Origin of the sequence: Achromobacter deleyi, assembly GCF_016127315.1 — a bacterium.
GTDB lineage: Bacteria > Pseudomonadota > Gammaproteobacteria > Burkholderiales > Burkholderiaceae_B > Achromobacter > Achromobacter insuavis_A.
In genome coordinates this window covers 2,838,790-2,860,966 of record NZ_CP065997.1, presented here as the reverse complement: position 1 = coordinate 2,860,966, position 22,177 = coordinate 2,838,790, and the positions used below count along the sequence as shown (strand labels likewise).

At 68.8% G+C, this 22,177-nt stretch carries 22 protein-coding genes; 16 read left to right on the top strand and 6 right to left on the bottom strand.

Annotated elements, in window-relative coordinates; translation table 11 throughout:
* The first annotated feature begins 2 nt into the window (after nt 1-2).
* Together I6I07_RS12810 and I6I07_RS12805 are read left to right on the top strand one after the other, a co-directional pair.
* A complete protein-coding gene (locus I6I07_RS12810; protein WP_006391079.1) occupies nt 3-404 on the top strand; it encodes a hypothetical protein in 402 nt (133 codons plus the stop codon).
* Nucleotides 405-456: 52 nt separating this feature from the next.
* Entirely contained in the window at nt 457-1,059 is a 603-nt protein-coding gene (locus I6I07_RS12805; RefSeq protein WP_198486931.1) for a hypothetical protein, read from the top strand.
* A 29-nt stretch (nt 1,060-1,088) separates the two neighbouring features.
* Here the strand turns inward: I6I07_RS12805 and I6I07_RS12800 are convergent, their stop codons facing one another.
* Nucleotides 1,089-1,490, bottom strand: coding sequence for a hypothetical protein (locus tag I6I07_RS12800; protein WP_198486930.1), 402 nt, complete (start codon nt 1,488-1,490; stop codon nt 1,089-1,091).
* A gap of 158 nt (nt 1,491-1,648) precedes the next feature.
* Between I6I07_RS12800 and I6I07_RS12795 the strand changes: the two genes are divergently transcribed.
* Genes I6I07_RS12795 through I6I07_RS12785 form a run of 3 tightly spaced genes read left to right on the top strand, consistent with a single transcriptional unit; the run spans nt 1,649 to nt 4,667 of the window.
* Nucleotides 1,649-2,977: a hypothetical protein gene (locus tag I6I07_RS12795; RefSeq protein WP_198487514.1), complete on the top strand. Its 1,329-nt coding sequence runs from the start codon at nt 1,649-1,651 to the stop codon at nt 2,975-2,977.
* A gap of 28 nt (nt 2,978-3,005) precedes the next feature.
* On the top strand, nt 3,006-3,593 hold the full coding sequence (locus tag I6I07_RS12790) for a SanA/YdcF family protein (RefSeq protein ID WP_198486929.1): 588 nt from the start codon (nt 3,006-3,008) through the stop codon (nt 3,591-3,593).
* A 30-nt stretch (nt 3,594-3,623) separates the two neighbouring features.
* The gene (locus tag I6I07_RS12785; protein WP_198486928.1) at nt 3,624-4,667 is read left to right on the top strand and encodes a histone deacetylase family protein; all 1,044 of its coding nucleotides are present in this window, start codon (nt 3,624-3,626) and stop codon (nt 4,665-4,667) included.
* Here I6I07_RS12785 and I6I07_RS12780 read toward each other — a convergent pair.
* Nucleotides 4,655-5,554: a LysR family transcriptional regulator gene (locus I6I07_RS12780; protein WP_198486927.1), complete on the bottom strand. Its 900-nt coding sequence runs from the start codon at nt 5,552-5,554 to the stop codon at nt 4,655-4,657. The genes I6I07_RS12785 and I6I07_RS12780 overlap by 13 nt on opposite strands.
* Nucleotides 5,555-5,697: 143 nt before the next feature.
* Between I6I07_RS12780 and I6I07_RS12775 the strand changes: the two genes are divergently transcribed.
* Both I6I07_RS12775 and I6I07_RS12770 read left to right on the top strand, forming a co-directional pair.
* Nucleotides 5,698-7,026, top strand: a complete 1,329-nt coding sequence (locus I6I07_RS12775; RefSeq protein WP_006391086.1) for an aspartate aminotransferase family protein — start codon at nt 5,698-5,700, stop codon at nt 7,024-7,026.
* Nucleotides 7,027-7,070: 44 nt separating this feature from the next.
* A complete protein-coding gene (locus I6I07_RS12770; RefSeq protein ID WP_198486926.1) occupies nt 7,071-8,087 on the top strand; it encodes an amino acid ABC transporter substrate-binding protein in 1,017 nt (338 codons plus the stop codon).
* 106 nt (nt 8,088-8,193) lie between these two features.
* Here the strand turns inward: I6I07_RS12770 and I6I07_RS12765 are convergent, their stop codons facing one another.
* Nucleotides 8,194-8,595 carry a hypothetical protein gene (locus tag I6I07_RS12765; protein WP_198486925.1) on the bottom strand — a complete coding sequence of 134 codons (402 nt, stop codon included), beginning with the start codon at nt 8,593-8,595 and terminating at the stop codon, nt 8,194-8,196.
* On the bottom strand, nt 8,588-9,922 hold the full coding sequence (locus tag I6I07_RS12760) for an MFS transporter (RefSeq protein WP_061073484.1): 1,335 nt from the start codon (nt 9,920-9,922) through the stop codon (nt 8,588-8,590). The genes I6I07_RS12765 and I6I07_RS12760 overlap by 8 nt, the downstream gene beginning before the upstream one ends.
* Before the next feature lie 223 nt (nt 9,923-10,145).
* Here I6I07_RS12760 and cyoA point away from each other — a divergent pair, with 223 nt between their 5' ends.
* The 7 genes from cyoA to I6I07_RS12725 all read left to right on the top strand — a co-directional run bounded on the left by cyoA (nt 10,146) and on the right by I6I07_RS12725 (nt 17,967).
* Nucleotides 10,146-11,189: a ubiquinol oxidase subunit II gene (cyoA, locus tag I6I07_RS12755; RefSeq protein WP_054429238.1), complete on the top strand. Its 1,044-nt coding sequence runs from the start codon at nt 10,146-10,148 to the stop codon at nt 11,187-11,189.
* 74 nt (nt 11,190-11,263) lie between these two features.
* Nucleotides 11,264-13,267: a cytochrome o ubiquinol oxidase subunit I gene (gene cyoB / locus I6I07_RS12750; protein ID WP_198486924.1), complete on the top strand. Its 2,004-nt coding sequence runs from the start codon at nt 11,264-11,266 to the stop codon at nt 13,265-13,267.
* Nucleotides 13,260-13,901: a cytochrome o ubiquinol oxidase subunit III gene (gene cyoC, locus I6I07_RS12745; protein ID WP_054428714.1), complete on the top strand. Its 642-nt coding sequence runs from the start codon at nt 13,260-13,262 to the stop codon at nt 13,899-13,901. Before cyoB ends, cyoC begins: the two co-directional genes overlap by 8 nt.
* Entirely contained in the window at nt 13,898-14,281 is a 384-nt protein-coding gene (gene cyoD / locus I6I07_RS12740) for a cytochrome o ubiquinol oxidase subunit IV (RefSeq protein WP_198486923.1), read from the top strand. Before cyoC ends, cyoD begins: the two co-directional genes overlap by 4 nt.
* Nucleotides 14,282-14,285: 4 nt before the next feature.
* On the top strand, nt 14,286-15,080 hold the full coding sequence (locus tag I6I07_RS12735) for an SURF1 family protein (protein ID WP_198486922.1): 795 nt from the start codon (nt 14,286-14,288) through the stop codon (nt 15,078-15,080).
* A 293-nt stretch (nt 15,081-15,373) separates the two neighbouring features.
* A complete protein-coding gene (locus I6I07_RS12730; RefSeq protein WP_198486921.1) occupies nt 15,374-16,546 on the top strand; it encodes a porin in 1,173 nt (390 codons plus the stop codon).
* A 314-nt stretch (nt 16,547-16,860) separates the two neighbouring features.
* Entirely contained in the window at nt 16,861-17,967 is a 1,107-nt protein-coding gene (locus I6I07_RS12725; RefSeq protein WP_198486920.1) for a porin, read from the top strand.
* Here I6I07_RS12725 and I6I07_RS12720 read toward each other — a convergent pair.
* On the bottom strand, nt 17,964-18,740 hold the full coding sequence (locus tag I6I07_RS12720; protein ID WP_198486919.1) for an AraC family transcriptional regulator: 777 nt from the start codon (nt 18,738-18,740) through the stop codon (nt 17,964-17,966). The two genes, I6I07_RS12725 and I6I07_RS12720, sit on opposite strands and share 4 nt — an antisense overlap.
* A gap of 90 nt (nt 18,741-18,830) precedes the next feature.
* Here I6I07_RS12720 and I6I07_RS12715 point away from each other — a divergent pair, with 90 nt between their 5' ends.
* Entirely contained in the window at nt 18,831-20,003 is a 1,173-nt protein-coding gene (locus I6I07_RS12715; protein WP_198486918.1) for a multidrug effflux MFS transporter, read from the top strand.
* Nucleotides 20,004-20,035: 32 nt separating this feature from the next.
* On the opposite strand, the gene I6I07_RS12710 is transcribed toward I6I07_RS12715, so the two are convergent.
* Nucleotides 20,036-20,713, bottom strand: coding sequence for an ArsR/SmtB family transcription factor (locus I6I07_RS12710; protein ID WP_198486917.1), 678 nt, complete (start codon nt 20,711-20,713; stop codon nt 20,036-20,038).
* Nucleotides 20,714-20,860: 147 nt separating this feature from the next.
* Here I6I07_RS12710 and I6I07_RS12705 point away from each other — a divergent pair, with 147 nt between their 5' ends.
* Complete coding sequence (locus I6I07_RS12705; protein WP_198486916.1) at nt 20,861-22,174, top strand: ParB/Srx family N-terminal domain-containing protein; 1,314 nt, start codon at nt 20,861-20,863, stop codon at nt 22,172-22,174.
* The last annotated feature ends 3 nt before the right edge of the window (nt 22,175-22,177 follow it).

The following is a 22,177-nucleotide window of genomic DNA, read 5'->3' as shown; positions in this document are numbered from 1 at the left end:
CAATGAAAAAGATCATCTGGCTCGGTTTCGCCGTGCTGGCCGCGCTATGGACCGGATTGGTGGCGCTGACGCTGCAACTGACCGATTGGGTGCTGGCCACCATCGCCTCGGCGCAAGTGCCCGGCGCCACGGCCATCGGCTCCGCCCAATGGGCCGCGCCCGCCTGGGCCGCCCCCTGGGTCGACGCCGGCCTGATCCAGTCGCTGCAATCCGGCCTGGTCTGGCTGGTGCAGGGGCTGAACCAGATCCTGCCCGCCGCCGGTAGCCTGGGCACCTGGATCGCCGTGCTGGGCTGGCTGTTCTGGGGCTTCATCATGGCCGCCCTGCTGGTGCTGGCGCTGATCCTGCACTGGCTGGCCGGCAAGCGCCCGCAGGGCGACGGCCCCGGCCGCCAAGTGGTGTAATAAGGCAGGCAACGCGGCGTCCCGGCGCGCTGCCTCCTTACAGGAGCGTACCGTGCCGTCCCGCCTTTTCCGCGTCGCCATCCTGCCCGCCGCCCTGCTGGCGACGCCGCCGGCCCATGCCACCAAGGCGCCCTACGGCGTCGAGGTCTGCACGCTGACCGGCACGTCGGGCCAATACAGCGTGCGGGTGCGCAACACCGGCTCGGCGCCGCTGGCCCGCGCCGACGTCACCGGCGTGCGGCTGGACGCCGGCGGCCAGGCCCGGGACAACATCACGGTCAGCCTCGGCGCCATTCCCCCCGGCCGCTACGAAACCGCCATCCTGGCGCGGCACGGCGAATCGGCCGCGCTGGTCAGCATCGCCACCTACCAGTCCGTCAACGGCGTCGAGACCCGGCAGCAGGAACTGTTCGCCGGCAAGGTCGCCCACGTCTCGCCCGGCTCGGCGCTGCAATACACCCTGGCGCCGCTGGCGGTGCGCGGCTGGACCGTGGCCTACGGCGGCCCCAACACGCCCAGGCTGGAGCCCGGCAGCGCCGTGCTGCTGGCCTATGCGGCGCGCGGCGGCAAGAAGGTGGATACCCGGCCCGAAGCGGGCCGCACGCCCGCCGACGTGGTGCCGCTGGCGCCCTGCCCGGCGCCGCGCGGCAGATAGGGACGCGGCTGGCGCCGTCCTCGACGGCGCTACGTGCCGCTCAGCAGGTCGCGCTCGTTCAGCAGCGCGTAGACGATCTCGGGTTTGTTGTCGAAACCGCGGCGGATGGCGGCCGGAATCGACGAGCGCGTCTTGCGGCAAAGGCCCGGCTGGTCGTCGAGCTGGATGGCGATGCCGCGCGAGGTGCGCACCTCGTTGTCACTGGGGACGATGCGCACCACGATGCCCAGTTGCGCCTGCATGCGGTCCTGCATCGCGCGCAGGTCTTCCAGGCTGGCGATGTTCTCGAGCCGCGCCACCAGGCGCTTTTCCTCTTCCTTGGTCAGCCGCAGGATGCGCGCGTCGGCCGCCGGATCGGCCAGCAGCCGGTCGCGGTCGCACATACAGGCGCCCGGGGGGCATTCTTGACGGATGGGGAACGGAAGGTTCATGGCACGCGCATCGCAGGCTATCCGACGATTCTACCCAGGAACCTCCGACCGCCGCGAGCCGTGGCCCGTCCCCCATCCGGGTGCGGGGCAGCCATCGCCCGGCGCGGGCGCTCGGGCATAATGCGCCGAGAAGAAATCCGGGAGTCGCTGCCTTGAAAATGTTCCTGCTCGCGGCCTTGCTGGCCGGCACCGGCGTCAGCGCCAGCGCGCTCGCGCGCGACCATGCCTACGACATCAAGCCGGGCCTGCGGGCGGTGGTGACCGTCGGCGGCGCCGCCCAGCAGCGCGTCAGTGTCCGCGTCGGCAAAGGCGCGCCTCAGGAAATAGCCCGCCTGGACGACGAGGCGGCCGACGTTTTCGAAACGCCCGACATCGACCACGACGGCTACCGCGACCTGGTGATCGGCCAGAGCGGCGGCAGCGGCCAGGTCCACGCCCGCCTGTTCCTGTACCGCCCCAAGGACGGCCGCTTCCACGAGATCGCGCACCCCGCGCCCGAGGCCAGCCCGTGCCACCAGTTCGTCAACCCGGTGTTCGATGCCGGCAAGGCGGCCTTCTCGACAGGCTGCCGCTATGGCGCCGACCGCAACGGCACCGAGGACTACGTGCTGCGCGCCGACGGCACGGCGCGCCCGGTGCAATGGACCACCCAGGCGCTGTTCGACCTGGAGGACACGGCCTTCGACCTGACCTATGCGTTCCACGAGGACGGCACGGTGGCACGCATCCAGATCGACGGCGAAGGCGCGCCGCTGGACGACGGCGCCGTGCCTTTTGAGCGACTCGACCTGTACGACGCGCCCGATGTGAAGGCGCTGTCGGCACAGACCGCCAAGGCCGGCGACCGGCTCGACGTCATCGCGCTGCGGCCGTACTGGCTGCAGGTGCGGCTGGCCGGCGCGGCCGCGGATGCGCCACCCAAATGGGTCCGCTACGCCGACCTGAAGATCGACAAGCATCGCTACGCCCCGCCGCAGCGTCCGCCCGCCAGCGGCCTGCAGCTGTCGGTGTTCGGCCACCTCGGCACCACGCTCTACGAAGCCGGCGGCCGCTTCACGCTGCACGTGACCAATCTCGGGCCCGGCCCGGTGCGCCTGCAGTCGCCGCGCGTCTGGCTGCTGTTCATCGACAGCCAGGACCGGCGCACACTGCAACCGCTGTACCCTCGGCCGCCGGTAACGTTGGAAGCTCCCGCCGCCCCGCAGCTCGGCCCCGCCTACGGCGAAGGCTCGGATCGCCCCGCCGCGCCGATCCAGGCACGCCATGCGGCCCGCTGGGCGGACGACCCGGTGCTGTGGCGCCAGGACGCGGACGGCGCATCCAGCTATCAGGTGGACGCCGGCAACGGCCAGTACGTGCCCTTCTTTCCCGACCTGGCGCCCGGCCGCTATCGCCTGGTCGTGGCGCTGACCGATCCGGCGGCCGCGACCGAGCCGGTCTATTCGAATGCCATCGAGGTCGATCTGCCCTTCCCCAAGCGGCAATGAACCCATCCCGTCGTCACCGTCCGCGCCTATGAACGCTTCACCCTCCCGCTGGCGCCGCCGCCTCCTCGCCACCGCCGCCGGCCTGTGCGCCGCCGTGGTGCTGGCGGCCGCCGCGCTGGTCGCGGCGGGCCTGCTGGCAGGCGCCCCGCGTGCGGACGTCGCGGTGGTGCTGGGCAACACCGTCGCGCCCGACGGCCGTCCGTCGCCGCGCCTGGCGGCCCGGCTGGACCGCGCCTACGACTGCTACGCCGCCGGGCGCTGCAGGGTCGTCTTCGTCAGCGGCGGCGTCGATCCGGCGGGCCGCGACGAGGCCGCGGTCATGCGCGACTACCTGATCTCGCGCGGCGTGCCGGCCGACCGGGTGGTGGCCGACAGCCTCGGCAACGACACCTGGGCCACCGCCATCCACGCCAGCGCCTACATGCGCGAGCATGGCTACGCCAGCGCCATCGCCATCACGCAGTACTTCCACGTGCCGCGCACCATGCTGGCGCTCAGGCGCCACGGCGTGCCCCAGGTTGGCGGCGCCTCGCCCCGCTTCGCCGAGGCGCGCGACCTGTATTCGATCCTGCGCGAGCTGCCGGCCATCGCCTGGTACGCGGCGCGGCCGCTATAGTTTCCCTTCCCTTCTTCCACGGACGCTACCGTGCATATCTTCCACAACCCCGTCCACGCCAAACACGATGGCCGCCAGGAAATGTTCCGCGGCAAGCTGGTGCCCTGTCATGAGACCCCGGCCCGGCTCGAGTACGTGCTGGACGCCCTGCGCCAGCGCGGCATCGGCACGCTGCAAGCGCCGGCCGCGCCCGACCTGGACCTGATCCGGCGCGTGCACAGCCCGCGCTACGTCGACTTCCTGCAAGGCGCCTGGGCCGACTGGATCGCGCTGGACCCGGCCAACGCCGAGCTCGACATCCTGCCGTCGGTGTGGCCGGTGCGCGGTTTCCGCCACGACATCGCGCCCAGCAACTTCGCCGCGCGCCTCGGTCTGTTCTCGTTCGACAGCGGCAGCCCGTTGACGGCGGGCACCTGGGAAGCAGCCGCCGCCGGCGCGGCCTGCGCCATCGACGCGGCGCGCACGGTCTCGAGCGGCAGCGGCCCGCGCGCCGCCATGGCGCTTACGCGCCCGCCCGGCCATCACGCCGGCGCCGACTTCTTCGGCGGCTACTGCTTCCTGAACAACGCCGCCCTGGCGGCCCAGGCGCTGCGCGAGGCCGGCGCCGAGCGCGTCGCGGTGCTGGACATCGACTACCACCACGGCAACGGCACCCAGAGCATCTTCTACGAGCGCGGCGACGTGCTGACCGTGTCGGTGCATGGCGACCCGACCACCGAATATCCCTTCTTCCTGGGTTACGCCGATGAGCCCGGCCAGGGCGCGGGCCTGGGCGCCAACCTGAACCTGCCGCTGACGGCCGGCACCGACTTCGCCGGCTGGACCGAGGCGCTCGAACAGGGCCTGGCCGCCATCGGCCGCTTCAAGCCGGACGCGCTGGTGATCGCGCTGGGCGTGGACACCTACGAAGGCGACCCGATCTCGAAATTCAAGCTGCGCAGCGCCGACTACCTGCAGGTGGGCGCGCGCCTGGCACGGCTGGGCCTGCCCACCGTCTTCACCATGGAAGGCGGCTATGCGGTGGCCGAGGTCGGCACCAATGTCGCCAACGTGCTGGAGGGCTACGCCGGCTGAGCCGCGGCGGCCATCCGCCGCCACACGGCCTCGACCGCGGCGCGCGCGTCGCTGCGGTCCTTGAATGCCAGGATGGCCACCTCGATGTCCCAGGCGCGGTTGGCCAGCGGCACCAGGTCGGCCGTTTCCAGGCGTCCCAGCGCGCTGTCGGCCAGCCAGGCCACGCCCAGCCCCTGCGCCGCCATGTCGCCCAGCACGTCCGACATCTCCGCCTCGAACAGGCGCACGCCGTGCAAGGGCTCCGGCCCGCTCTCGATCGCCGCGTCGATCAGGCGCGCGAAATAGACGCTGGGCGAGTACATCAGCAACGGCACCGGCCGCGCCGTGGTGCCCGGCAAGTCCAGCCCCTCGCGTTCGACCAGGCCGCGCGCCGCGTACGGCCGGATCAGCTCGCGGCCCAGCGTCAGGCAGTCATACCGCGACAGGTCCAGCGGCAGCGGCTGCGCCACCTGGTGGAAACAGATCAGCAGGTCGGCCGCGCCCGAGGTGAAGGCCGACACCGTGTCGTGCACGTTGCCCGTCTGCAGGCTGCGACTGAGCTGCTGTCCCGCGCTCCAGTCGCGCCACCAGCGCGGCAGGTGGGTCGTGGCCAAGGCATAGGAGGTCGCCAGGCGCAGCTGGTTGCGCGCCGGCACCGCGGCGATGCCCGCGCGCGCCTCGACCAGCTGGTTGACCAGTTCGATCGCCGCGACGCGGAAGCGCTCGCCCGCCTCGGTCAGCTGGGTCGGAAAGGCGGAACGGTCGATCAGCCGCGCGCCGGCCCAGTTCTCCAGGCTCTGGATGCGGCGGCTGAAGGCCGCCTGCGACAGATTGCGGGCCTCGGCCGCGCGCGTGAAGTTGCGCAGCTCCGACAAGGTGATGAAGTCCTGCAGCCACCGGGTATCCATACCGCTCCTTGCGCGATTCGCATGGGCCATGCGCGCCATGCATGACGGCGCATGCGTACTTCGCATTGGACGCCGGCGCCGCGCCGCCAGACACTGCGTCCGTCGGTTCCGCATTGGAACCTGCCTTTTGCCGGAGTGTAAACATGGATCAAACCCTGCGTGCGGCGGCCCGCGAATACCTCATCCGCTACGGCGGCGACACCTTCCCGAACCTGTTCAAGTCGGCCAAGGGCACGGTGGTGCGCGACGACACCGGCCGCGAGATCCTGGACTTCACCTCGGGCCAGATGTGCGCCACCATCGGCCACAACCATCCGGCCATCGTCGACGCGGTGCGCCGCGCCGGCGAGACCGCCTTCCACTTCTTCAGCGGCATGATCCCCGAAGCCGTGGCGCAACTGGCCGCCACCCTGGCGCGCGACTGGATGCCGGCCGGCATGACCAAGTCGATCTTCGTCAACACCGGTTCCGAGAGCAACGAGATCGCGCTGCGCATGGCCAAGATGCACAAGAGCGGCTTCGAGATCCTGGCCGTGGGCGGCTCGTGGCACGGCGTCACCAGCGGCGCCGGCTCGGTCTCGTACGCCAGCGACCGCAAGGGCTACGGCGTGCCGCCGGCCGGCGTGTTCGTCATGCCGGAGCCGAACGCGTACCGCCCCTACATCGCCGGCCTGGACGCCGAACAGTCGGCGCTGGCCTGCCTGGAGATCGGCCTGAAGATGTTCGACATGGCCTCGGCCGGCCGGCCCGCGGCCATCATCGTCGAACCGGTGATCAGCGCCGGCGGCGTGCTGGTGCCGCCCAAGTCATACATGCAGGCCCTGCGCCGCGCCGCCGATGCGCGCGGCATGCTGCTGATCTTCGACGAGGCGCAGACCGCCTTCGGCCGCCTCGGCTGCCGCACCGGTTCGGAACACTTCGGCGTCACGCCCGACATCATCAGCGTCTCCAAGACCCTGGGCGGCGGCCTGCCGCTGGCGGCCACCATCACCACGCCCGCCATCGAGCAGGACGTGCACGAAAAGGGCTTCACCTTCTACACCAGCCACGTCTCGGACCCGCTGCCCGCCACCGTCGGCCTGGCGGTGCTGGAAACGCTGCAACGCGAACAGCTGCTGGAGCGCGCCCGCCGCCAGGGCGACTACCTGCGCCGCGGCCTGCTGGAACTGCAACAGCGCCACGAAGCCATCGGCGACGTGCGCGGCCTGGGCCTGCTGCTGGGCGTGGAGCTGGTGCAGGACCGCGACACGCGCGAGCCGTACCACGCGCTTGGCGCCCTGACCACGCAGCGCTGCTTCGAACTGGGGCTGTCGATGAACATCCGCCGTCGTCCCGAGCGCGGCTCGGTTTGGCGCATCGCGCCGCCGCTGACGGTCAGCAACGAGGAAATCGACCGCGCCGTCGCGATCCTGGACCAGGCCCTGACCGAAAGCCTGGACCAGATCGCCAAGCCCCGCGCGCTGACCGCCTGAACCGTCCCACCCTGGCGCCGGGCCGGGCCCGGCCGGAGAACGCAATGCCGATATTCCGAACCACGGCCGGCGCCCTGGCGCTGGCCACCGTCACCAGCCTGGCCCACGCCGGCCCCACCCTCGACACCGTCAAGAAGCGGGGCTACGTGCAGTGCGGCGTGTCCACCGGCATCCAGGGCTTTTCCTCGCCGGACAGCAAGGGCAACTGGCAGGGGCTGGACGTGGACATGTGCCGAGCCATCGCCGCCACCGTCTTCAACGACGCCAGCAAATTCCGCCTGACGCCGTTGACCACGCAGGCGCGCTTCACCGCGCTGCAATCGGGCGAGGTCGATGTGCTGACGCGCAACGTCACTCCGACGATGGCGCGCGACACCACGCTGGGCCTGATCAGCACTGGCGTGAACTATTACGACAGCCAGGGCGTGATGGTGTCGGCCAAGCTCGGCGTCAAGAAGCTCAGGGAACTGGACGGCGCCACCATCTGCGTGCAGCCCGGCACCGTCACCGAGCTCGACCTGGCCGACTGGTTCCGCGCCAACGGCCTGAAGTTCAAGCCGGTGGTGATCGACAAGTACGACGAGATCGTGCGCGCCTTCGCGGCCGGCCGCTGCGACGCCTTCACCTCCGACAAATCGCAGCTGGCGGCCTCGCGCACCACGCTGGAGCAGCCGGACAATTACCTGATCCTGGACGAGAACATCGCCAAGAGCCCGCTCGGCCCGATGGTGCGCCAGGGCGACGACAACTGGTTCAACGTGGTGCGCTGGACGCTCAACGCCATGCTCGAAGCAGAGGAATTCGGCGTCACCTCGGCCAACGTCGACAGCCAGCTGAAAAGCAACAACCCCAACGTGCAGCGCATCCTCGGCGTAACGCCGGGCATGGGCAAGAACCTGGGGGTGGACGACAAGTGGGCCTACAGCATCGTCAAGCAGGTCGGCAACTACGGCGAGAGCTTTGAGCGCAACCTGGGGATGGCCAGCGCGATGAAGCTGCCGCGCGGCCTGAACGCGCAATGGCGCGACGGCGGCCAGATGTACGGCTGGCCGGTGCGCTGACCCGCGCAGTACGGGCGGACAGTGCGGGCGGACAGCCCGGACGGGCCTGTCCGCGCCACGCATGCAGCGCCCCGGGCGCGGCGTCGCGCATTCAGACGTCGCGCGTTCAGGCGGCGCGCGTTCCGCGCCGCCACCACAGCGCCTCGCACAGCCACAGCAGCGGCCACGCCAGCAACAGGCCGACCAGCAGGTCCGGCAACCACGGCGCGGCCGCGGGCGGCGTACCGCCTTGCAGCCAGGCCGGGCTGTAGAGCAGGAATGCGGACACGAAGCCGCGCGACCCGATGTCGCGAAAGCCCGCGCCCCGGCCCAGCGCCGCGGCCAGCATGCATACGATGACGAAGAACGCGTCGCCCGCGGCGCGATACCAGGCCGGGATGACCAGCGGATCCAGCGGCCGGTACATGGCAATGGCGATCAGCAACGCGCCCAGCGCCAGGGCGCGCACCCAATAGAATGAAGTCCCCGCGTCGCTGCCGCGTACTGGCGCCCTGTTCCCGTCAGTCACGCGTTTCCAGCGCCTTGTTGATGCGCAGGGCCAGCAGCGTGCAGGCGGTGCCGGACAGCAGGTAGATGCTGACCGCCACCAGCCCGAAGCGCGCCGACAGGCCCAGCGCCACCAGCGGCGCGAAAGCCGCGCCGATCAGCCAGGCCATGTCGGTGGTGAGCGCCGCGCCGGTGTAGCGGAAACGCTTGGTGAAGTTGGCCGTCACCGTGCCGGACGCCTGGCCGTACGACAGCCCCAGCAGCGCGAAGCCGATCAGGATGAAGGCGTCCTGCGCCTTGGGGCTGCCGCCCAGCAGCCACGGCGTGAACAGCGCGAACACGCCGATCAGCGCGGCCAGCAGGCCCAGCGTGGTGCGCCGGCCGATGCGATCGGCGATCCAGCCCGAAGCGATGGTGCCCAGGATGCCCACGCCCGCGCCGATGATCTGCACGATCAGCACATCGGAGATCTGCTGCGTGGCGCTGACCGCGATCCACGACAGCGGGAACACCGTCACCAGGTGGAACAGCGCATAGCTGGCCAGCGCCGCGAACGCGCCCAGGAAAAGGTTGTAGCCCTGCTCGCGCACCATCTGGCCGGTGCCGATGGGTTCGAGCTCGCCCTCTTCGAGCAGCTGCGTGTATTCCTCGGTCAGCACCAGCCGCAGCCGCGCGAACAGCGCCACCACGTTGATGGCGAAGGCGACGAAGAACGGATAGCGCCAGCCCCAGTCGAGGAAGTCGGCCTCGGTCAGCGTCAGGTGCAGGAACAGGAACAGCGCGCTGGCGATCATGAAGCCGATGGGCGCGCCCAGCTGGCCCAGCATCGCGTACCAGCCGCGGCGCTTGGGCGGCGCGTTCAGCGCCAGCAGCGACGGCAGGCCGTCCCACGAGCCGCCGAAGGCCAGCCCCTGCAGGCAGCGGAACACCGCCAGCAGCACGATGGCGTGCGAACCGATGACGTTGTAGCCGGGCAGAAAGGCCATGCCGACCGTCGCGGTGCCGAGCAGGAACAGCGCGATCGTGAGCTTGGTGCCGCGCCCCCAGCGCCGCTGGATCGCCATCGACAGCGCGGTGCCGATCGGCCGCGCGATGAACGCGAACGAGAAGATGACGAAGGCCCACAGCGTGCCTTCCAGCTGCGCCTCGAACGGGAAGAACACCCGTGGAAACACCAGCACGCAGGCGATGCCGAAAACGAAGAAGTCGAAGTATTCGGAGGCGCGTCCGATGACGACCCCCACGGCGATTTCGCCCGGCGCCACCTTGGCGTGGCTGGCCGCGCCCCCTGTCGCGCCCGGACTGGGCAAGGCAGAGGCATGACCGGGATACTGCGTGGTGGTCGCCATGTGAGTGCTCGCTGAAAGGAGGTTTTGGAAAACGCCTTGCCTACGCTTTTGCAACACACTAGTACGCACATGCGGCAAGGCCTCGCGGACCGCGGCGCGATCACGCCCGGTCCCGCCCCGCACGCCTTCCCGTGCATACTTTTGCTCTTTTTACCCTAGATTTTTCGCGGCTTCCAGCGTAGTGTTGCGTTTACCTCCCACGGTTACGTTTCGGGGTATGGCCATGCCGTCTTTCCCAAGGTTCCGCGGATTGTTGCTGTTAGCCGCCCTGCCATTGCTCTCCGGATGCAATGCGGTGTTGCTCTCACCATCAGGCGACATCGCGGTGCAGCAGCGCAACCTGATCATCATCTCGACCGGCCTGATGCTGCTCATCATCGTGCCGGTGATCTTCCTGACCTTCCTGTTCGCGTGGCGCTATCGCGCCAGCAACCGCGACGCGCACTACGACCCCGACTGGAACCACTCCACCATGCTGGAGCTGTTGATCTGGGCCGCGCCGCTGCTGATCATCATCGCGCTCGGCGCGCTCACCTGGGTCAGCACCCACCAGCTCGATCCCTACCGCCCGCTGGCGCGCCTGTCCGAAGGCCGCGAGGTGCCGCCCGGCACCAAGCCGCTGGTGGTCGAAGTGGTGGCGCTCGACTGGAAGTGGCTGTTCCTCTATCCCGAACAGGGCGTGGCGGCGGTCAATGAACTGGCCGCGCCGGTCGACCGCCCGATCCAGTTCAAGATCACCTCGTCGACGGTGATGAACTCGTTCTTCATCCCGGCGCTGGCCGGCCAGATCTACGCCATGCCGGGCATGCAGACCACGCTGCACGCGGTCATCAACCACCCCGGCGAATACGAGGGCCTGTCGGCCAACTACAGCGGCGCGGGCTTTTCCGGCATGCGCTTTCGCTTCCACGGCCTGGACCCGCAGGGCTTCGACAAGTGGATCGCCGACGCCCGCGCCTCCGGCGCCACGCTCGGCCGCGACACCTACCTGAAGCTGGAGCAGCCCAGCGAACGCAACCCGGTGCAGCGCTACGCCAGCGTCGCGCCCGGCCTGTTCGATGCCATCGTCAACCGCTGCGTGGAACCGAACCGCATGTGCATGAAGGACGCCATGGCGATCGACGCCGGCGGCGGCATGGGCATCCCGGGCGCGCGCAACATCGCCAGCCTGGACGCGGCCACGCGCGAGCGCCTGGGCCTGGCCGATGCCCCGCCGCGCAAGTATGTCGGCGCCATGTGCACCTCGGCGGCGGAACTGGCGCTGTAGCGGCGTCGTCGCCGCCGCGGCGCATCGCGTGAAATCAAGGTATTCCCCCTGGAAACCGAGCCCTGGAAACCGAGATGACTGATCAACCAGACCTCACCAAGCTGATCTTCGGTCGCCTGACCTGGGACGCCATCCCCTTGCACGAGCCGATCCTGCTGGCGACTTTCGCCATGGTGGCGATCGGCGGCATCGTGGTGCTGGGCGCCATCACCTACTACCGCAAGTGGGGCTACCTGTGGCACGAGTGGTTCACCAGCATCGACCACAAGAAGATCGGCATCATGTACATGATCCTGGGGCTGGTGATGCTGCTGCGGGGCTTCGCCGACGCCATCATGATGCGGCTGCAGCAGGCCGTGGCCTTCGGCGATTCCACCGGCTACCTGCCGCCGCACCACTACGACCAGATCTTCACGGCGCACGGCGTCATCATGATCTTCTTCGTGGCCATGCCGCTGGTCACGGGGCTGATGAACTACGTGGTGCCGCTGCAGATCGGCGCGCGCGACGTGGCCTTCCCGTTCCTGAACAACTTCAGCTTCTGGATGACCACCGGCGGCGTGGTGCTGGTCATGATGTCGCTGTTCGTGGGCGAATTCGCCCGCACCGGCTGGCTGGCGTATCCGCCTTTATCGGGCATCGCGCAGAGTCCGGACGTGGGGGTCGACTACTACATATGGGCCTTGCAGATCGCGGGGGTCGGCACATTGCTGTCCGGCGTGAACCTGCTGGTCACCATCGTCAAGATGCGCGCGCCCGGCATGTCGCTGATGCGCATGCCGATCTTCACCTGGACCGCGCTGTGCACCAACGTGCTGATCGTGGCCGCGTTCCCGGTGCTGACGGCCGTGCTGGCGCTGCTGTCGATGGACCGCTACGTCGGCACCAACTTCTTCACGGCCGACTTCGGCGGCAACGCCATGATGTACGTGAACCTGATCTGGATCTGGGGCCACCCCGAGGTCTACATCCTGATCCTGCCGGCCTTCGGCATCTTCTCGGAAGTGGTCGCCACCTTCTGCCGCAAGCGCCTGTTCGGCTACGCGTCGATGGTCTACGCCACGGTCGTGATCACGGTGCTGTCGTACCTGGTGTGGCTGCACCACTTCTTCACCATGGGGTCGGGGGCCAGCGTGAACTCGTTCTTCGGGATCACCACTATGATCATCTCGATCCCGACCGGGGCCAAGATCTTCAACTGGCTGTTCACCATGTACCGCGGCCGCATCCGCTTCGAGGTGCCGATGCTGTGGACCATGGGCTTCATGGTCACCTTCGTGATCGGCGGCATGACCGGCGTGCTGCTGGCGGTGCCGCCGGCCGACTTCGCGCTGCACAACAGCCTGTTCCTGATCGCCCACTTCCACAACGTCATCATCGGCGGCGTGCTGTTCGGCCTGATGGCCGGCATCACCTACTGGTTCCCCAAGGCCTTCGGCTACAAGCTCGATCCGTTCTGGGGCAAGTGCTCGTTCTGGTTCTGGCTGGTGGGCTTCTACTTCGCCTTCATGCCGCTGTACGTGCTGGGCCTGATGGGCGTGACGCGCCGCGTCAACCACTTCGAGGACATGTCGCTGCAGATCTGGTTCCAGGTGGCCGCGTTCGGCGCCTTCCTGATCGCCATCGGCATCGCCTGCTTCCTGATCCAGCTGGTGGTCAGCTACCGCCGCCGCGAGTCGCTGCGCGACGACAGCGGCGATCCGTGGGATGGCCGCACGCTGGAATGGTCGACGTCCTCGCCGCCGCCCAACTACAACTTCGCCTTCACGCCGCGGGTGCATGACCAGGACGCATGGTGGCAGATGAAACAGCACGGCTACCAGCGCCCGCAGGATGGCTTCATCCCCATCCACATGCCCAGGAACACCTGGGCCGGCATCGTGCTGGCGGCCATCAGCGTGGTGATGGGCTTCGCGCTGATCTGGCACATGTGGCCGCTGGCCATGCTGTCGCTCGCCGCGCTGGTCATCGTGTCCATCGTCCATACCTTCAACTACAAGCGCGAGTACTACGTGCCGGCCGACGAGGTCGTGCGCACGGAGGACGCCCGCACCCAACTGTTGGCGAAACATGTCTGATACCCTGGCCCCCACCCTGCCCGGCGGCGCCACGCCGCCCCCGGAGCCCGTGTTCCACGTAGCCGGCGAACACCACCCGAAGAACGGCACGCTGCTGGGCTTCTGGGTCTACCTGATGAGCGACTGCCTCATCTTCGCCTGCCTGTTCGCCACCTACGGCGTGCTCGGGCGCAACTACGCCGCGGGCCCGTCCGGCGCCGACCTGTTCGACCTGCCGCTGGTGGCGGTCAACACCTCGCTGCTGCTGCTGTCGTCCATCACCTACGGCTTCGCCATGCTGGAGATGCGGCGCAACCGGGTCGGCGCCACGCAGGGCTGGCTGGCGGTCACCGGCCTGCTGGGGCTGGGCTTCCTGTCACTGGAGCTGTATGAGTTCGCGCACCTGATCCACATCGGCGCCGGGCCGCAGCGCAGCGCCTTCCTGTCGTCGTTCTTCACGCTGGTGGGCACGCACGGGCTGCACGTCACGTTCGGCATCGTCTGGCTGGTGACGATGATGGTGCAGGTGCGCATGCACGGCCTGATCCCCGAAAACCGCCGCCGGCTGATGTGCCTGTCGATGTTCTGGCACTTCCTGGACCTGATCTGGGTCGGCGTGTTCACCTTTGTCTACCTGATGGGAGTGCTGCCATGAACGCCCATGCCGGCCACGGCCACGATCACCACGACGATGACGACGGCGCCGCCCATGGCACCCTGAAAAGCTACGTCACCGGCTTCATCCTGGCCGCCATCCTGACCGCGATCCCGTTCTGGCTGGTGATGGACCGCGTGTTCGAAAGCTCGCGCACCACGGCGCTGATCATCCTGGCGTTCGCGGCGGTCCAGATCGTGGTGCACATCATCTATTTCCTGCACATGGACGCCAAGTCCGAAAGCGGCTGGAACATGTTGGCGTTAATATTCACGCTGGTGCTGGTCGTGATTACGCTCAGCGGATCCATCTGGATCATGTATCACCTGAACTCCAACATGATGCCCATGTCGATCCACGACATGCGGAATATGCCCTGACGTGATGGCGGCAACAAAAGACTCTACGCATTCCGGCGACACCCCCCGCAATCCCCGCAGCGCAACCACCCTGGCCGTCCTGGGCGTGGTTGCGGTCGCGCTGTTCGCGGGCCTGTGCGCCCTCGGCACCTGGCAGGTGCACCGCCTGGCCTGGAAGCAGAACCTGATCGCGCAGGTGGACAAGCGGGCCCACGCGCCCGCCACGCCCGCCCCCGCGCGCGCCGACTGGCCGGGACTGACGTCCGACAACGCCGAATACCGCCGCGTGTCGGCCAGCGGCGCCTACCAATATGACAAGCAGACGCTGGTGCAGGCCGCCACCGAACTGGGCAGCGGCTACTGGGTCATGACGCCGCTGCAACTGGCGGACGGCGCCGGCACGGTGCTGGTCAACCGCGGCTTCGTGCTGCCCGAATGGCGCAAGCGCCAGGCTGCCGGCGCCCCGGCCGAAGCCGACACCGGCCCGGTCAAGGTCGACGGCCTGCTGCGCATGGGCGAGCCGGGCAACGGCTTCCTGCGCAACAACGATCCAGCCGCCAATCTCTGGTATTCGCGCGACCTGCCGGCCATCGCCCAGGCGCGCGGCCTGGGCGACGTGGCGCCCTATTTCATCGACGCCGACGCCGCTCCCGGCGCCGGCCGCGATCCGACGCAGGCGCCCGTCGGCGGCCTGACCACGCTGACCTTCCCCAACAATCACCTGGTCTACGCCATCACCTGGTACGCCCTGGCCGCGATGATCATCCTCGGCGCCGGCATCGTGGTGCGCGAAGAACGCCGGCTGCGCGCCCGCCGCTGAGCCCCACGATCCGGCACGCCCGCCGGATCGCCTCCCCCCCCCTCTCGCCCGGACTTCCCGGCACGCCCTGAACAGGCGACGCCGGCGAGGTCGCGCGGCCCATTCCCACGCCCGCGCGCGCCAGCGTGGCGAACTCGTCTCAGATCTGTCCTAGAAGAAAGCAGGATAGCCAGCCCTTCGCCGAACTTACCGGAGAATGGCCCGGTGCAATCGACACGGGCAACCGGAGCCCGGCCGGCCTTCCGGCCCGCGGTTCCGTTCTTCCGCCCTTTACCTCTCTAGGAGTTCTTCCGATGAAAAAGACGCTGCTCGCAGCCGCCATCCTGACCACTTTCGCCGGCGTCGCCCAGGCGGAAACCTCGGTCACGCTCTACGGCGTGATCGACACCGGCATCGGCTACAACAAGGTATCCGACACCACCGATTCCGTCATCAACCCCACCACGGGCACGAGCAAGGACGTGAACTTCGGCGGCAGCAGGATCGGCATGATCAACGGCGTGCAGGCCGGCTCGCGCTGGGGCCTGAAGGGCTCCGAAGACCTGGGCGATGGCCTGCGCGCCATGTTCACGGTCGAAAGCGGCTTCGATTCGGGCGACGGCACCTCGCAGCAAAACCGCCTGTTCAACCGCCAGGCCACCGTCGGCCTGGCCAACGACGCCTGGGGTTCGGTGGAATTCGGTCGCCAGACCACCGTCGGCGGCACCTTCCTGGCGGAAATCGACCCCTTCTACACCAGCTTCACCCAGGCCAACATCGGTACGACCTTCAGCGCGGCCAACACCATGCGCTGGGACAACATGATCATGTACCGCAGCCCCTGGACCGACGGCTTCCAGTTCGCCCTGGGCTATTCCTTCAACGTCGACAGCACCGACAAGAACCAGAGCGGCTTCCGCACCGCCGACAACGCGCGCGGCATCACCGCCGGCCTGCGCTACGTGAATGGTCCGTTGAACGTGTCGATGACTTACGACCAGCTCAACAGCTCCAACCAGGCCAAGACCACTGATGATCCGCGCCACCCCATCGATCTCGACCGCGGCATCACGCCGCGTCAATATGCGCTGGCCGTTTCGTACGACCTGGAAGTCGTCAAGCTCGCCGCAGCCTATGCCCGCACCACCGACGGCTGGTTTGTCGCCCAGGAATTGCCAGTCGGCAGCGTTGGCCAGAACGACACCTTTGGCTCATACGAGTTTATCGGCGAGGGCTTCAAGGCCAACTCCTACATGCTGGGCGCCACGCTGCCGCTGGGCGGCGCCAGCAATCTGTTCGGTTCGTGGCAGCATCTGGCCTCCGCGGACGGCGACGATCCTAAGATGAACGTCTGGAGCGTGGGCTACACCTACGACCTGTCCAAGCGCACCAGCGTGTACGCCTATGGTTCGTATGGCAAGAACTATGCGCTGGTTGAAGGCCTGAAGAGCACCGCGGGCGGCGTCGGCGTGCGTCACCTGTTCTAAGCCGCGATCGGGCCGCGCCGGCACGGTCGGCGCATCGCCTCCGAGGCGCCGCCAGGGCATCCCCTGGCGGCGCTTTTTTGCATGTCCGCCCCCCTCCTGATCGAGGCGGCCAAGCCGTGTCGGATACCCGCGCGGCCGGTTCCGGCAAACCCTCCAATTCCGTCCACCGATCGACCAAAATAGCCAGAAATCCACGCTTTTTGTCAGGAAATAGGACTTTTTGACCTACAATGCCGTTCGGGAACCGCAATCGGCATCATGCCTGGCTGCTGTTCCCTTTGTTTTTTTCCCACTTCACTACAGGAGTTCCACGGATGAAAAAGACGCTGCTCGCAGCCGCAATGTTGACCACTTTTGCAGGCGTCGCTCAGGCAGAAACGTCAGTCACTCTCTATGGTGTCATCGACACCGGCATTGGCTACAACAAGATCAAGGGCAATGGCTATGACGGCAGCAAGCTCGGCATGATCAACGGCATCCAGGCCGGCTCCCGCTGGGGCCTGCGCGGATCAGAAGACCTGGGCGATGGCCTGCGCGCCGTGTTCACGCTGGAAAGCGGTTTCGATTCGGGCAACGGCACCCGCGGCCAGAGCGGCCGCCTGTTCGGCCGCCAAGCCACCCTCGGGCTGGCCAACGACGCCTGGGGCACGATCGAATTCGGCCGCCAGGCCACCGTCGGCTCGAACTACCTGGCCGACATCGATCCCTTCTACACCAGCTACACCCAATCGAACCTGGGCCTGGGTTTCAGCGCGGCCAACACCATGCGCTGGGACAACATGATCATGTATCGCAGCCCCTCGATGAGCGGCTTCCAGTTCGCCGCGGGCTATTCCTTCAACGTCGACGATACCAACAGCGACGAAACCCATTTCCGCACCAACGACAACTCGCGCGGCATCACCGCCGGCCTGCGCTACGTCGAGGGCCCGGTCAACGTCACCCTGACCTACGACCAGCTCAACGGCTCCAACCGCGGCTCGATCGACCACGGCGCGACGCCGCGCCAATACGCCATCGGCGCGTCGTACGACCTGGAAGTGGTGAAGCTGGCCGCCGCCTATGGCCGCACCACCGACGGCTGGTTCGTCGGCCAGGACCTGCCGGCGGGCACGCCCTTCAGCGACGAGTTCGGCACCAACCGTTATGTGGACGGCTTCAAGGCCAATGCCTACATGCTGGGCGCCACCTTCCCGATCGGCGGCGCCAGCAGCGTGTTCACGTCGTGGCAGCACGTCTCGCCGTCCAATGACCGCCTGACCGGCGGCGACGCCAACATGAACGTCTGGAGCGTGGGCTACACCTACGACCTGTCCAAGCGCACCAACCTGTACGCCTATGGTTCGTACGGCAAGGACTACGCGTTCATCGACGGCCTCAAGAGCACCGCGGCCGGCGTCGGCATCCGCCACGTGTTCTAACGCCGGCGCTGCCGGCGCCCCGGCGGCTCGCCGTAGGCGCGCCGGTACATGGCGATGAAGGCGCTGTCGCTGGCATAGCCCACGGCATGCGCCACCTCCGTGACGGACGCGCCCTCGGCCAGCCGCGCCCGCGCCATCAGCAGGCGGCATTGCGTGCGCCATCGCGTGAACGGCAGGCCGGTTTCGGCCAGGAAGGCGCGGGCCAGCGTGCGGCCGCTGGCGCCCACCCGGCGGCCCCAGTCGTCGATCGACAGCGCGCAGGCCGGGTCCGCCAACAGTTCACGCGCGATCGGCGCCAGCCGCCGGTCGCGCGGCATGGGCAGATGCAGCGGCGCCGCGGGCGCCGCCGCCAGTTCGTCCAGCAGCGCGCCCACCAGGCGCTGGCGCGGCCCGTCCAGCGGCTGGTCGGATGGCCAATGCGTCACGCGCACGATCATCTCTCGCAGCAGCGGATTGACATCGAGGATGCGCGGCTCGCGCGGCAGGTCCGGATAGGCCGCCACATCGAAGTACAGGCTGCGGTACGCGAACGTGCCCTGCATGGCCGTGCGATGCACGCACCCGGCCGGCAGCCAGGCCGCCTGCAGCGGCGCCAGCTGCCCCACCCGGTCGGTGAGATACAAGGTCACCCCGCCTTCCGCCTGATACAGCAATTGCGCGCGTTGATGCGCGTGCCAGTCGGACGCGTGCGCGCGCGTATCGATCGCCATGCCCACCACGGGGCAGGCGACGAGGTCCGGATCCTCGACGGTGTCGAGCGAATAGATAGGCATGTCCGATTGGCGATGTTTTATGGCGCGATGTCGTGATTTTGCGCGTCGCCGCGCGCCTACGCTAGCGGCTTTTCGCATCACGGCCGTCGCATGTCTTCCCGTCTCTCCTCTCCGACCACCCCCGGCGCCCTGCCGCCGCCCTGGCTCGTCATCGCGCTGCTGGCCCTGCCGCAGATCGCCGAGACCATTCTCGCCCCCGCCCTGCCGGACCTGGCGCGCCACTGGCGCCTGGACGCCGCCGCCACGCAGCCGGTCATGGGCGTGTTCTTCATCGGCTTTGCCGTCGGGGTGCTGCTGTGGGGGCATCTCGCCGACACCTGGGGCCGCCGCCCCGCCATGCTGGCCGGCCTGGCCACCGGGCTGGCGGGCACGCTGTGCGCGCTGGCCGCGCCGCACTATGGCTGGCTGCTGGGCGGCCGCTTCGTCCAGGCGCTGGGCCTGGCGGCCTGCTCGGTGGTGACGCAGACCGTGCTGCGCGATTGCCTGGACGGCCCGCGGCTGACGCGCACCTTCGTCACGCTGGGCGCGGTGCTGGCCTGGTCGCCCGCCGTCGGACCGCTGACGGGCCAACTGCTGGCCGACCGGCATGGCTATGCCGGCGTGCTGGCAACGCTCGCCGTCGTGATCGCGCTGCTGCTGGGATCGGTCGCCTGGCGCTGGCACGAAACCCGCCCGGCGCGCACCGGCCACGTGCCGCTGGCGGCGCTGGCCGGCCAGATGCTGGCCGACGCCGCGCTGCGCCTGGCGGTGCTGCGGGTCGCCGGCCTGAACCTGCTGGTGTTTTCGTTCTATGCCGCCGGCCCGTTCATGACGGGCCCGCTGCCGGGACTGGGTTTCGGCTGGGTGGGCCTGGGCGTGGCGCTGGTCGGCAGCCTGGGCGCAGCCGCCAACCGCCGGCTGCCCGCCGCCGCGGATGCCGAGCGCCGGGTGCGCTACGGGCTGCGTTGCGTCGCGCTGGGCACGGCGGCGCAGGCCGCCGCCATGGCCTGGCGCCCGGAACCGGGCTGGCTGTGGGCGGCCACGGCGTTGCCCGTGTTCGCGGGCTATGGCCTGACGATACCCAATCTGCTGGGACCGGCGCTGCGGCATTACGGACACTGCCTGGGGCGGGCCGGCGCCTTGTTCGGCCTGGCCTACTACAGCCTGCTGGGGTTGGGGTTGGCGGCCACCTCATGGCTGCCTTTCGACACGCCCCGGCCGCTGTCCCTGGCGTGGCTGGGGTTGGCGCTGGCGTTGCTGCTGGCGCGCTCGAAGCCGGCTTGAATGCGGCCCTCTGCGCAAGACGTCGCGGCGCGCTAACGCGCGGGCGGGTCGGGCGTCTCGACCGCCAGCCCCTCGGCGCGCCAGTCCGGAAAACCGGCGTCGAGCCGCCGGGCGCGCAGGCCGTGCGCGCGCAACGCGGTGACGGCGTCGGAAGACAGCACGCAGAACGGGCCGCGGCAATAGGCCACGATCTCGTGCGCGGCCGGCAATTCGCCGAGCCGCTCGAGCAACTCGTCGGCGGGGATGTTGATGGCGCCGGGCAGGTGGCCCTGCGCGAATTCGTCGGCGGGCCGCACGTCCAGCAGCGTCATGCTGCCTTCGCCCAGGCGGCTGAGCAGTTCGTCGCGCGAGATGGCCTCGAGACCGTCGCGGCGATCCTGGCTGTCCGCCACCAGGCGCCGGATCTCGCCGCGGTTGTGCTGCGCCACGGCCCCGAGGGCATTGAGCAGCCCGGCGATGGGCGCGGTGCCGAGCCGGTAGTACACGTGCTTGCCATCGCGCCGGGTCGCCACGAAACCGGCGCGGCGCAACTGCTGCAGGTGCTGCGAGGTGTTGGCGACCGACAGGCCGGACAATTCGGCCAGCCGTTCGACCGGGCGCTCGCCCTGCGCGATATGCTCGAGCAGCACCAGGCGATGGGCATTGCCCAGCGTGCGGGCGAGTTCGGCCAGTTCGGCCGCGAGAGGGGTCTGGAGGGGTGGCGCGGTCATTGGCGGCGATCTTAGCATTGGGCCCGCATCGATCAAGCAACGCCTTGAACGACGCCGCGCATGAAGCTGCCGTGACGGTGCAATGAACACGAAACACGTGGCTGTCATTATTGGATACTTCTCCAGCCGACCCCGAAACGCTCATTCATGTCCCGCATGCCCCACTCCGACCTTCCCCGCCCTTTCACCGCGCGCTGGCGCCCCGCCCTGCGGATCCTGGCGCTGGCCGCGCTGCCGCTGGTGCTGGCCGCCTGCAACGGCAGCAAAGACGATGATGACGACAGCCCCGTCGTGCAGAATCCGGCGCCGCCGACCGACACCCGCAACCAGGCTTATCTGTCGACCAAGTCGGGCGACGTCATCAAGGTCCGCATCGAGGAACTGCACCCGACCCAGGCCGCGATCGGCTACGACCAGATCTACTACAAGCTGGGCCGCTGGCAGGGCGACTTCAGCCGCCCCACCTGGGCCGCCGACGCGACCAAGCAGCTGGATTACCTGAACCGCACGGTCGGCAAGAAGTTCAGCGACTACTGCGAGGACATGGGCGCCACCACGTCCCAGGCCTTCACCTCCATCGCCCAGCTGCAGGCCGCGCGCCTGGACCAGCCGGCGACCTTCAGCTGCACCGCCGCTTTCGGCGCCAACCCCGCCAACCTGAAGACGGTGGTGGTAGGCTGGGACGGCAACCTGTACCTGACCGACGGCCACCACACGTTCTCGTCGCTGCGCGAGATCTTCGACGGCGGCCCCAAGCTGCCGGTGTGGGTCAAGGTGGACGCCAACTACAGCGACACCGGCACCGCCGCGGCCTTCTGGCAGCGCATGGTCGATGAGCGCAAGGCGTGGCTGCGCGACGGCCAGAACCAGCCCATCACCGTGGACCAGCTGCCGAAGCGCCTGGGCATCGCCAACGCGCAGGAAGCCGGCGGCATGCAGGAAGACCGCTACCGCTCGCTGGTGTATTTCACCCGCGACATCGCCTACAGCAACGGCAGCCTGCCGGAATTCGCCGAATTCCTGTGGGGCGACTGGCTGCGCCGCCAGGTGGCCGCCAACCAGCTGCCCGGCCTGGACCAGTACGCCATGGCCGCGCCGGCCACGCCCGCGCAGATCCTGACGGTCAGCACGCTGAGCGGCGCGCTGGCGTCCACCGGCGCCAACGACGGCTATGCCGCCGCCGTGCGCAACGCTTCCCTGAAGATGACCGCGCTGGCCGACACCGACATCGTGTTCCAGGACCGCACCGCCGCCAGCCTGGGCCGCATCCAGCTGGTGGCGGGCGCGCCCAGCGGTTCACCCACCAAGACGGCGCGCGACACGCTCGAAGAGCTGCCGCGCAATGACGTCAAGACCGACGCCACGCCGCAGGGCACACCGCGCGGCGCCGGCAAGCTGTGGTTCGCCGTCAACTACCGCGCCTGCGGCAAGCCCGCCACCGGCACCTGCTGGGGCTGGTAGGCG